This is a genomic window from Frisingicoccus sp. (genome assembly GCA_016298055.1).
In the GTDB taxonomy this organism is placed as follows: Bacteria; Bacillota; Clostridia; order Lachnospirales; family Lachnospiraceae; genus Frisingicoccus.
Genome location: JAEDDO010000051.1, coordinates 1 through 13,062 on the forward strand (window position 1 = coordinate 1; position 13,062 = coordinate 13,062).

Consider the following 13,062-nt stretch of genomic DNA (forward strand, 5'->3'; position numbering starts at 1 on the left):
AGCAATACTTTATAAGATGTCTTTATTGTAACATTAAAAATCATTTACGTCTATATTAATAGTTCACATTTATCCCTATTATTCTTTATCTATTATTGACATATTTTTTGTATTATAGCCCCATCTTTTTATGTATTATTTACATTTCTAAAGCCACCTGTTCAACGTTTTCGCAAGTGCCTTCAAATCCAGAGGTTTCGCGATATGTTCATTCATTCCGACGGTTTTTGCCGCCAGGACGTCCTCTGCAAATGCATTCGCTGTCATGGCAACGATCGGTACCTGTCTGCAATAGTTTCGATCCATGGCACGAATGACTCTCGTCGCATCATATCCGTTCATATTCGGCATCTGGATATCCATAAAAATAATATTATAATAGCCGTCTTCACATCCGGACATCTTATCAACCGCTTCGGCTCCGTCCGCTGCATGTTCTACAGCCAGTCCCGTCATTTCCAGAATCTCTGTGGCTATTTCCGCATTCAGTTCATTGTCCTCTACAAGCAGTGCGCGACGACCTGTAAAATCCATCTGATCCAGATCAGCAAAAGGTGCTTCCTGCTCTTTCGTATCTTCTTCACCCACAAGCATGTTAAAAGTTTTTGCAAGTCTTGAGCGGAACAAAGGTTTACTTATAAATGCGTTTGCACCGGCCGCTCTGGCTTCCTGCTCAATATCTGACCAGTCATAGGCGGAAATAATAATGATCGGCACACCTTTTCCGACGGCTTTTCGTATCGCTTTTGTCGTTTCAATCCCGTCCATATCCGGCATCTTCCAATCGATAATACAGGCAAAATAGTCACGTTTCTGTTCATGATGTTCCACGACAGATGCAACAGCTTCTCTGCCGCTGGAGACTCCTTTAGCCCGCATACCAAAATCGTTTAAAATGCCACAGCAGGATTCAAGCGATAAGGTATCATCATCGGCCACAAGAACATCCAGATCAATAAATTTATCATAATGAAGTTCTACATTCTCCTGAAGTTTCAGATAAATCGTCACCGTGAATCGGGAACCTTTGCCGAATGTGCTCTCGACTTTAATATCGCCTCCCATCATCCGGACAATATTCCGGCTGATCGGCATGCCAAGACCTGTTCCCTGTATTCTGTTCACCCGACCATCCGAAGCTCTGGAAAAAGGCTCAAAGATCTGATCTAAAAATTCTTCACTCATGCCCATCCCATTATCTTCGAATATGAACTCATAGCATCCGACTTTTGCCTGATTCGAAGGTTTTTCTGAAATTGAGAGCTGGATCTTTCCTCCGTCCGGCGTAAATTTCACCGCATTACTCATCAGATTGGTAAATATCTTCTGTATTCGAAGACTGTCACCGACAACGGCTTCATGGACAACCCCGGAAATATTGACAGACAGCTCGTGATGATGCTTTTCAATCTGAGAACTGGTCATTGTGAGCAGGTTATCGATCAGATCTGAAAGGTTAAATTCTTCTTCATTCAGATCGACTTTCCCCGATTCTATTTTACTCATATCCAGAACTTCGTTGATCAGACTGAGCAAATGTTTGCTGGCCTGAGTGATCTTCTGCAGACAATCACGGACACGCTCCTTATCATCAATATGGGTTGCGGCGATGGCCGTCATACCGATGATTCCATTCATAGGTGTTCGTATATCGTGAGACATATTGGACAGAAAATCCGTCTTTGCTTTATTTGCCGCTTCCGCAGCATCAAATGCGGCCTGAAGCGCCATCTCCTGCTGCCGCTCTTTCTTGATCAGATCATCCACATTTCGTGTTCCCACAACTGCAACGAATCTACCGTCCTTTTCTTCTACAAAGGCAACCCTCGCCTGCAGATATACAATACCGCCATCGATAAGTTTTTCATATGTAAAAGAATAAGCCTCCCCGTCTGCCCGAATATGCTCAAGAGACAATTTATCAATAAATTCACCGCGGCTTTCCTCCGATACCATCTCTTCAGAATAACTTCGGATTCCCTTTGACCAACAACCGTTATGTCTTCGGAAATGTTCTTCGATCTCCTGTCCATCCTCATCAATTGCCCGATAGGTAGTAACCCTATCCCTTTCCGGATCTACAAGAAGAACTGAATAATATTCCGATCCGAGACCTTCGATGATCTCACTCTGCTCTTCAATATCCCTTGCCTGCTTTAATTTCTTCTGCATCTCATCACTGACGTCGCGCAGTCCCAGAATAAATATGGCCGTTCCATTCTCATCAACCGTTTTAACAATATTCATCTCATAATAAGAGATGATACCATTCATATTTCTTCTGTAACCCAGCTTATACAGCCCCGTCTCAGGAACCCGTTTCATAAGTACATTCAGTGTAGTGGCCTCTCTAATCCGATCACGATCTTCGGGAACAACATAATGGTCGATATATTTATCAAGAACAGCCTCATAATCTTCCAGTTCCATTAATTTATTAAGCTGTTGTGTCTCCATTCCGATGCCGTCTGTCCGATAAAGGGTCATCTTACTTGTCCTGGAGTTGATCTTAAACAGACTATGGTATTCACGGCTCAATGCCCCGATAATACGAAGCTGCTCCTCCTGAATCTTCGTGTGCTTTCGCTCTTCTTCTACAATATTATCCACATTTCGGAAACCTAAAATAATCTGACTTTCCGCCGTACGGTAAGAATAGGTTCGCATAAATGCAGCCTGAAAATGATGTATGCCTGTGTTGTCATAAATTGTACGGTAAGTACATATATATTCATCACTGTCTTCAAGCGCACGCTGCACGGCCGGAATGGAAACGGATGCTTTTAAGTTCTCCTGATCCTTCTCCAGAACATACTTTTTAATGAAATCATCCCATGCGGCCTCATAAGAGCGTTTCGAGACACGCTTCTCCTTCTCGATGATCTTACCGTCCACCTTTATGATCGTAGATGTGTCCTTTGCAAGATCCAGCAGAAGCACATTCGGATATTCTTTACTCAGTGCACCGGCTATTTCCATCTCATCCTGCAGTGTTTCATTGATCTTTTCAACATACTCAAGAGCATCTTTAATCTTTTTCTGCTGAACAAGTTCCAGTCTTTTCTCCGCATCAATATTCTTAAAAGCTACAGCAAACTCATTTCTTTCATTATCCGGCTTCACGATCTGACATTGGTAATATTCTTCCTTATTATTACGAAATACTCTGTAATTAAAATAATACGCCTGCTTATCCCTCAGAAGTTCCCGCACATTTTCAACAGAACAGATTGCATCGAACAAATATCTGTCTTCCTCAAGAACATCATTGTCAATATAGGAACGGATATTCTCCTCATAATTTCCTATCGCAAATTTCTTTCCGTACCGTTCACTCATCGCCTGACCCATACGATAGCATACAGCCTCCACTGTATCCATGTTGACCGCATAAACATTTTCATATGAAATGGCCAATGCCTGAATCAGGTTATCCTGGGTTTCCACTGCTTTCTTGTCTGCGGTAATATTTCGAAGTGTACACAGAACCTTTAAATTTTTTCCCTCTGAATCTCTCTCCACCGGAATAAAACTGCATCTGGCCCAGCCGCCGGAAGAAGGAACATATTCCTGTATAATAATGTTCTGTTCTTTAAGCCGCATATCAATCGTATCAAAATCAGTAAAAATACGCATAGCAGGCCGATATTCATCGGACACCAGTGTTTCCACCAGCGTTTTTAAAGCATATCGCGCATTTCCCTTCTGACTGTAAACATGATGTAAACTGTCAAGCTGAATCAGCTCCTGAAAAGAATTCTTCTCAAGATCAATAAAATACAATGCAAAGAAAATATTACTTAAAGCGCTGATGATCGCTGTATGCTGTTTTTCGGCTTTTAAAAGCCCTGCAAGCTCATCATTCGTCTTCTGCAATTTTTCCTGTGCTTCCAGCTCTCTGACCTTTGCCTCATGAATCGACTGGGTCGCAAAAATCACGTGAGCCAATCGCCCATCCTCATCCCGGTCACTTTCAATAAAACAACATTCCATCCAATTACCCGTTTTTTCGGACATAAATACCCTGCTTCGATACTGTTTCGACAATATACGTGTTTTGCAAAATCTTTTATCCAGTGTGGACAGATTGACAAATTCCAGCATCTCATCTGTATATTCAGGCATCACCATGTGATGACAAAAATAATTCAGCCGTTCCTTGGCATCTCCGGACGCACCGATATGCGTGTGCACCTGTGATGCCGATGAAATTTCCGTAAAATAATTCTTCTCAATGTCAATAAAATATGCAGAAGTATAAATTTCACTTAAAGACTGTATGATCTTCATACGGTCTTCCGGTATCTGGACTGACGTTTCATTATTTGGATTTTTCGGTTGTCTGTCTCTGATTTCACTATAGCAGGAAGATGCCGCTACCGTTAACAACAAAAGGTGTTCCGTACATCTGCATGGATTACAAATCCCCAGAAAACCAACAATTCTGTCGTGAAGAATCAAAGGAGCCGCCATAAAACTATGAATTTCCTGCATATCAAGAATAGGGTTACTTATGGAATCCGAATCCTTCTCCTTATCCGAAAAACGAACAAAAAACTCTCCTTTTTCTTCAAAAACCTTAATCAGACATTCCATATCTTCAGATGAAATATGACGAAGCACATCCTCCCCCGATGCTATGTCATGACGACACCATTCGTAAACATCTCCGGTTTCTTTGCTCTCCCCATTAAACACAAATATATAAGAGCGATCCGCACCATAATATTCGCCAAGATATGCGAGTATCAAATCCATTGCACCTTCATCTTTTGTATAATCCATGCATACACGCAAAAACTTTCTTATAGCCTCTTCCTGGCTCATTCTATTTTGTGTATTCATGATGCACCCCCTGGATATTATTTTAACGTAAGCATAATATCATATGACTTTTATTATTTAATTTTAACATATCTAATTTATAATTCCTACAAAAATCGAAAAGGGGTGACAGGTTCCCTTACTTTAAGAAAGAAACCTGCCACCCTTATTTAAAGATTCCGAGTGACTGCATAAACAAAAACAGCAGCAAAATCGGAGCAACAATTTTAATCATAACAACATACAGTTTTTCACGACCAAATTTGTAAATACCCTTACCTGTAACTTCATCAATAATGGTCTTTGGTGTGAGGATCCATCCGATCAGAATACAGTTTGCAATAGCCACAACAGGCATCAGGCAATAGTTACTGATGTAATCCATAATATCCAGCACCTGTCCGACCGAACCATTTGGAAGTGTCACTTCAAAATAAAGCAGATTATAACCAAGGCAAACAACAACGCCAAGAATTAATGTCACAATCACGACACCGAGAGCCGCATTTTGCCGTTTAACGTGGAATTTATCCATAACACTTGAAACAACTGCTTCCATAACGGACACAGAAGAGGTCAGCGCCGCAAAGGCTACCGTCACGAAGAAAACAATTCCGACAATATTTCCCGCAATGCCCATAGCTCCGAACACTTTCGGAAGAGATACAAACATGAGACTCGGTCCTCCGGCCATACCTTCTGTTCCCATAAATGTATAAACAGCAGGAACGATCATAAGTCCGGCCAGGAAAGCAACCAGTGTATCAAATATCTCAATCTGATTCACCGCCCGGACAAGATTGGTCTCTTTACGCACATAAGAACCATAAGTAATCATAATACCCATAGCCACACTGATGGAATAGAATAACTGTCCCATAGCGTCCATAAGGATCATGATGAATTTTTTCAAAGTCAAGCCTGTAAAATCCGGCACCACGTAAACCCAAAATCCCTGAAGTCCTGTACGTGTCACACCGCTTTCATCTGTATGACTCAGTGTCAGTGAAAATACTGCAATGACGACGATTAAGACAAGCAGTATCGGCATCAGAATTCTTGATAAACGTTCAATGCCATTTCCAACACCCATATAAACAACCAGTGTCGTTGCTAAAAGGAAGATCACAAACCAGATGATCGGGCTCCACTGGGATGTGATAAAGGAAGTAAAGTAACCATCGGATACGGCACTCTTCCCCTGCCCTGTTGCATAAGCGGCAAGATATTTCAATACCCATCCGCCGATCGCACAATAGTAAGGCAGAATGATCGCAGGTATCAGACTGGCAAGAATACCGACCCATCCCATCTTTGGATGCATGGCACGATAAGCTGTCAGCGGACTTTGTCCGGTCTTACGTCCGATTGCGATCTCTGTTGTCAAAAGTGTAAATCCAAAAGTTAATGCCAATATCAGATAGCATAATAAAAATATGCCGCCGCCATCTTTTGCAGCCAGATAAGGAAATCGCCAGATATTTCCAAGTCCTACAGCACTTCCTGCCGCAGCCAGAACAAATCCGACGCTTCCTGTAAAGCTGCCCCTTGTTTCTTTCTTTTCCATTCTAATCTCCATTTTTTTTACAAATTCTCTAATTTATTACTAAATCAGAGTCCGACGATTAGTATACTATATATATTACTGCTTCGGCAAGCCCTTTTCATTTTATATGTCGATAAATATCAAATTATTTGTTTAAATATCGAAAACACTATTGCACAATACGCCCGCAAATAGGTATAATAAATTACTATTCAATACTTTTACAGAAAGGGGAAGGTGATATGGAAGAAAAGAAACTGATTGAGTTTCGGAATATCGTAAAAAGTTTTGACGGCCAGATTGTATTAAAAGGCATTAATCTGGATATTTACGAAAATGAATTCGTCACTTTACTTGGTCCGAGCGGCTGTGGAAAAACAACACTGCTCCGTATTCTCGGCGGATTTTTAAACACGGATGAAGGCAGTGTGATGTTCGATGGTGAGGAGATCAGTAACAAGCCCCCCTATGAGCGTGAATTAAACACTGTATTTCAGAAATATGCGCTCTTTCCGCATTTAAGCGTTTATGAAAATATTGCCTTTGGTCTGAAGATAAAAAAGATGAGTAAAGACGTTATTGAACAGAAAGTCATGAAGATGCTCAAACTCATCGGACTTGAAGGTTATGAAAATAAAAATACGACCCGGTTATCCGGCGGTCAGCAGCAGCGTGTTGCGATCGCAAGAGCTCTGGTCAATGAACCAAAGGTACTCCTCCTTGATGAGCCCCTTGCAGCTCTCGATTTAAAACTCAGAAAAGAAATGCAGTACGAATTGAAACGTATCCAGCAGGAGGTCGGTATTACCTTTATTTTTGTCACTCATGACCAGGAAGAAGCTCTGACCATGTCCGATAAGATCGTTGTCATGAAAAACGGCGAGATTCAGCAGGTGGGGACACCGGAAGAAATTTATAATGAGCCGGCAAACTCCTATGTGGCCAATTTTATCGGTGAGAGTAATATCATACCGGCCGTTATGCTTGAAGATTACAAGGTACGTTTTGATGACATTACCTTTGACTGTGTGGATTTCGGTTTCCGTCAGAATGAAAAGGTGGATGTGGTCATCCGTCCGGAGGATATCGATATTGTCGATGTCGAACACGGAAAGATGACAGGCGAAGTTTTAAGTGTCCTCTTTAAAGGCGTGCACTATGAAATTATTGTAGAAACCGTTCCGGGTACAACAGTGACCGCCAACATGCATGTCATCCGCAATCGTGATGTTACAAGTGAAAACGGAAAAGAAAAGATCAGTGCCAATGACTTCTTTGTAGATATTGAAGATTTAAAAGATCTGGATGACAAAGAAATTATCGCTCTGTCCAATGCTCAGGCATGGACACCGGAAGATGACGAATATATTTCCATTGCCAAAATCGAATATGATCTTAAAGAGGAGATCGGCTGCTATCCTGTCACCTTCTCCACTTCCGGCGGTACAAGCATTCAGAGAAATATTTACGTGGTCAATCAGCCATTTGTCAAAAATGAAAAAGCCAATGAAGCGATTATGGCATTTAACTTCTTTAAATCTGTAGATGAAATTACCGAATCCCAGGCTCTGGACACGGACATCAAAACATGGGCGAATGCTCAGGGCTGGAAATTAAGCGATGAAAATCAAAGTATCGATATCAGTGTGGATTATGATTTTGATCCTGAAAATATTAAAGAGGGTGTCTATAAAATCACTTTCTCCACGACAGGACGGGAATTTAAGATTCATACGACCGATTACACGGAAGTAGGTCAGGTGGTCGGACTGACATTCTTCCCGGAAGATATTCATGTCATGTCAAAGGTGGTATTTGAATGAAACGCTTCTCCCAGTTAGCCGTTCCTTATATCGTCTGGGCTGTGCTGATGCTTGTCATGCCGATGGCTCTGATTGCCATCTATTCCTTCACACAACAGGGAAACAGCATCATTTCTTTCACCCTGACACTGGAACATTACGCCAAATTTTTCACCGACCCCGACTTTTTATTAATCCTTTGGCGTTCCATATTTATTGCAATAAAGACGACCGTCATCTGCCTTCTGCTCGGATATCCGGTAGCCTATTTTATTTCCGGCAACAGCGAGCGCATGCAGAACATTTTGATTTTATGTATTACACTGCCGACCTGGATCAACATGCTTGTAAGAACCTATGCATGGATCGGTCTGCTCAGTGAAGACGGCATTATCCAGCAGATTTTAAGTATTTTCGGTTTGGGGAATCAGGAACTTCTTTACACAGAAGGTGCCGTCCTCCTCGGTATGGTCTACAACTTCATACCTTTTATGATCCTGCAGATCCATACATCGCTGACAAAAATGGATACTTCTCTGCTTGAAGCCAGCGCAGACCTCGGTGCCAATAAAATACAGACCTTTTTGAAGGTAACACTGCCCCTTTCCCTTCCGGGTGTCATTAACGGTATCACACTCGTATTTCTTCCGGCAGTAAGTTCCTTCTTTATTCCGAAACTTCTCGGCGGAGGACAGTATTTCCTCATCGGAAATCTGATCGAAAATCAGTTCATCACGGCCGGCGAATGGAATTTCGGAAGTGCCATTTCCATGATCATGGCCGTTATTATGATCGTGATGATGATCGCTGTACGAAATATTGAAAAAAGAAATAACGGAGGTGAAGAATAGACATTATGAAAAAAGAAAAACGTACTTTTGGAAAAATTCTCATGGTTTTAATGATTCTGTTCTTCTATCTTCCTATCATTTACATGATTGTTTTTTCCTTCAATGACAGCAAATCGCTCACCGGCTTTACAGGTTTTTCCCTGCGCTGGTACAAACATATGCTGGAATCCAGAGATATGATGCAGTCTCTGTACACAACTTTTAGTGTGGCTCTCATCGCCACTCTGATCTCTACCGTTGTCGGTACGATCACTGCCATCGGACTGAGTAAATCAAAAAAAATCATTCGGGATTTGATGGAACAGGTCAATAATCTCCCGGTGATGAACCCGGAGATCGTAACAGCCATCGGTTTTATGTTGTTGTTCATTACTTTCAGAGTTGAAAAAGGCTATACAACAATGCTGCTGGCACACATTGCCTTCTGTATTCCATACGTTATACTTTCGGTTATGCCAAAAATCCGGTCTCTGGATCCGAACCTTGCGGATGCAGCCATGGACCTTGGTGCCACTCCCTGGCAGGCCCTGATCAAAGTCATTGTTCCGCAGATCACACCGGGTATTATATCCGGTGCCCTGATTGCCTTTACAATGTCTGTTGATGATTTTATCATCTCCTACTTTGTAACCGGCGGCGGTGTAAAAAACTTAAGTATTATGGTCTATACGATGAGTAAGCGTGTCAATCCAAGCATCAACGCACTTTCCACGCTGGTCGTTATTATCATAACAATTGCCCTGCTTCTCATTAATCTTGTACCGGTATTTTTTGCAAAGCAGGCAAAAAAACAGACTGTAGGCGGAAGAAAAACATTTGTCGCCGCTGCCGCTGTCTGCGGATGTTTTGTTCTTGGACTCCTTGTTTTCTCCGGCATGAAAATGAGTGACTCTTCTCTTCCATATGAAGGTCAGACGCTCCATGTCTATAACTGGGGGGAATATACCGGTGAAAACATCATTCAGGATTTTGAGGAAAAAACGGGTGCCACCGTTGTTATGGAAAACTTTGACTCCAATGAACAGATGTATATCAAAGTTGCCAACGGAGAATCCTATGATATTCTCGTACCGAGTGATTATATGATCCAGCGTCTCATCGACGAAGATTATCTTCAGAAACTGGATCCTGACAAACTGGACTGCATGGATCTTCTCGCTGACGCTGTCAAAGGACTTCCATATGATCCAAATAATGAATACTCAGTCCCTTACTTCTGGGGTACTGTCGGTATTGTATATGACACGACCGTTGTTGACGAAGAAGACCTTGTTAACGAAGGCTTTAACATTTTCCTCGATGAAAAATACAAAGGCAATATTTACTTATATGACTCTGAACGTGATTCCTTTATGATGGCCTTAAAGGCTCTCGGCTATTCTATGAACACAGAAGATGCATCTGAACTCCAGCAGGCGTATGACTGGCTTGTACAGTGTGTTCGTACCATGGAACCGGAAATTGTAACTGATGAGATCATCGACAATATGGTACAGGGTCGTAAAGCTCTCGGTCTGATCTATTCCGGTGATGCCGCCTATGTTATGAGTGAAAATGAAGATATGGGATTTTATCTTCCGGAAACAGGTACCAATCTCTGGTCCGACGCCATGGTTATTCCGGCCAATGCAAAAAATCCGGATCTGGCTCATGAATTTATCAATCATGTCTGCTCCTATGAAGGTGCTTATGATAATTCCAGTTATGTGGGTTACACCTCACCAAACCAGGAAGTCATGGACGAATTGTCCGGAGAAGGCGGAGACTATGAAGGCATTAACGCTTATATTCCGCGGACTGACAACAATCAGGACGAAGTTTTCGTTTTCAATGATGATACCCGAAAGATCATCAGTAATCTGTGGAGCAAAGTAAAAATTGCGGCAAGCAATGCCAACAAATAACCTTCTGGTGTGATACGCCGAACACGCATATACGAACAAAAAAGGATGTATCTGAATTACCCATTCAGAACATCCTTTTTTGCAAAATGGGGGATCGACCACGTCGTCCCCCACCATCAAATACACACATTATTCTTGAAAAATCTTTAAATATTCTTCCACAGAACGTGTCATCTCCACAGAAAAATCCGAATTAAACTTGCGTTCGCAAAAAGCCTTCATCCATTCACGATATCCCTGCACACCAGATTTTGGTCCAAACATTTCTTTCAGTTCTTCTTCATTCATATGTCTGTAACCGTTCTCATGCACAATATGCTGCATAGCCGCACGTTCCGGCTTTTTCCGTTCAATCTGCTGTCTGGTTGGATAACCGAACACAAGCATGGCTGCCGGAAAAACATATTCAGGTAAATTCAAAAGTTTTCTGTGAATCTCACAATTCTCCATAATATCTCCGATATAACAGGAGCCGATCCCAAGACTCTGCGCTGCAACAACTGTATTCTGCGCCGCAATATTCGCATCCGACACGGCAAGAAGCAAATCTCCCACACCCGGTTTTCTTGGCTCACATCCGGCCGAAACAAACCCCTCATACCATTTCTGACAGTCCGCACAAAAGATCAGGACCATCTTTGCATCAGCAATAAACGGCTGATGATCACACGTATCTGCAAGACATTCTTTAAGGGCCGAATCGGTAATATCCAAAATTGTGTAAAGCTGCTGATTACCTGCACTTGGTGCCATAGCAGCCGCCTTAAGAATCAAGGCCTTATCTTCCTGAGAAATATCCCTGTCTTCAAACACACGGATGGATTTTCTTTCATATAATTGCTTTAGAACTTCATTCATTATATTTTCCCGATTATTCTGTTGTAAAATTATCAAAATAACCCTGAATCAAGATAACCGGTGTGCCCTTATCTCCTGAACCGGAAGTAAGATCGCATAAAGATCCAATCAAGTCTGTCAGCTGTCTCGGTGTTGTTCCCTGAGATGCCATATTACCTACAAGATTGTCTTCTTTGGCTTTAATACTGTTGGAAATGGCTTCTTTTAATTCGGCACCGCTTAAATTTGCAAAATCATTATCTGCAAGATACTTTAATTTCAATTCATTCGGTGTACCGATAAGGCCGTCTGTGAATGCAGGAGATACCACCGGATCTGCCAGCTCCCAGATCTTGCCCTGAGGATCCTTAAAAGCACCGTCACCATATACCATAACTTCCACATGTTTTCCTGTCTTTTCCATGATCACAGACTGAATATCAAGAACAAGATCCTTACATTCGTTCGGGAATAACTTAATCTTATCTTCTGTGGATTTATTGGAACCGAGAAGACCATATTTTGTATTATAACCGCTGCCGTTCACAGACTCTGTCATAATATCATCCAGTCCGCAGACAACTTTTGCTCCTGCTTCTTTCAAAATACGTTTTGTACGCACTCTTGTATGAATATCGCAGTTGATCACTTTGTCTGTATAATTCAAAATAGTCTTTGCATGGTTTGCAAAAACAATCTCGACCTCTGCACCTGCTTCTCTGATAATATTGGAATAATATTCCACATAATCAACACCTGTAAATTCATGCTTATTGTCACCAAATAATTCACGATATTTTTCCAGTGTCAAAACATCCGAATATGGATTGATACCTGCGTCATCCAGCTGATCATAAGTCAGCAGTGCATTGCCGACTTCATCACTCGGATAGCTGAGCATTAAAACAACTTTTTTGCATCCCATAGCAATGCCTTTGAGATTAATAGCAAAACGGTTGCGTGAAAGAATCGGGAAAATAACGCCCACTGTTTCTCCGCCTAATTTTGCTTTTACATCCGCCGCAATATCCTGAACAGTTGCGTAATTACCCTGTGCACGTGCCACAATCGATTCTGTAATACCGATAACATCTCTGTCCCTGAGTTCAAATCCTTCACTCTCTGCTGCTCCCAGAACACTGTCAACAACAACCTCGACAAGATTATCTCCTTCACGGATGATCGGACAACGAATGCCTCTTGAAACTGTTCCCACTCTTCTTTCCATGTTTATACCCCCATGTGTATTATTTTTTAATTCTTCTGCTCTATTGTATCATAAGTTGTCCGTTGTAAAA

At 41.8% G+C, this 13,062-nt stretch carries 6 protein-coding genes and 1 pseudogene; 3 read left to right on the top strand and 4 right to left on the bottom strand.

Translation table 11 applies throughout. The annotated features are described in order from the left end of the window. Positions 1 to 147: 147 nt before the first annotated feature. A complete protein-coding gene (locus QZZ35_RS05795; RefSeq protein WP_291236546.1) occupies positions 148 to 4,845 on the bottom strand; it encodes a GAF domain-containing hybrid sensor histidine kinase/response regulator in 4,698 nt (1,565 codons plus the stop codon). A 145-nt stretch (positions 4,846 to 4,990) separates the two neighbouring features. Further along, complete coding sequence (locus QZZ35_RS05800; RefSeq protein WP_291236547.1) at positions 4,991 to 6,391, bottom strand: sodium-dependent transporter; 1,401 nt, start codon at positions 6,389 to 6,391, stop codon at positions 4,991 to 4,993. 221 nt (positions 6,392 to 6,612) lie between these two features. Here QZZ35_RS05800 and QZZ35_RS11630 point away from each other — a divergent pair. The 3 genes and pseudogenes from QZZ35_RS11630 to QZZ35_RS05815 all read left to right on the top strand — a co-directional run. Beyond that, positions 6,613 to 7,701: pseudogene (locus QZZ35_RS11630) on the top strand (ABC transporter ATP-binding protein); the annotation flags it as partial. 488 nt (positions 7,702 to 8,189) lie between these two features. Then, on the top strand, positions 8,190 to 9,023 hold the full coding sequence (locus QZZ35_RS05810; protein ID WP_291236548.1) for an ABC transporter permease: 834 nt from the start codon (positions 8,190 to 8,192) through the stop codon (positions 9,021 to 9,023). Positions 9,024 to 9,028: 5 nt separating this feature from the next. Then, complete coding sequence (locus tag QZZ35_RS05815) at positions 9,029 to 10,927, top strand: extracellular solute-binding protein (protein WP_291236549.1); 1,899 nt, start codon at positions 9,029 to 9,031, stop codon at positions 10,925 to 10,927. Positions 10,928 to 11,056: 129 nt separating this feature from the next. On the opposite strand, the gene QZZ35_RS05820 is transcribed toward QZZ35_RS05815, so the two are convergent. Further along, on the bottom strand, positions 11,057 to 11,785 hold the full coding sequence (locus QZZ35_RS05820; RefSeq protein WP_291236550.1) for a nitroreductase family protein: 729 nt from the start codon (positions 11,783 to 11,785) through the stop codon (positions 11,057 to 11,059). A 13-nt stretch (positions 11,786 to 11,798) separates the two neighbouring features. Further along, positions 11,799 to 12,992 (bottom strand): coenzyme F420-0:L-glutamate ligase, encoded by a 1,194-nt coding sequence (locus QZZ35_RS05825; protein WP_291236551.1) that lies wholly within the window; start codon positions 12,990 to 12,992, stop codon positions 11,799 to 11,801. Between the last annotated feature and the right edge of the window lie 70 nt (positions 12,993 to 13,062).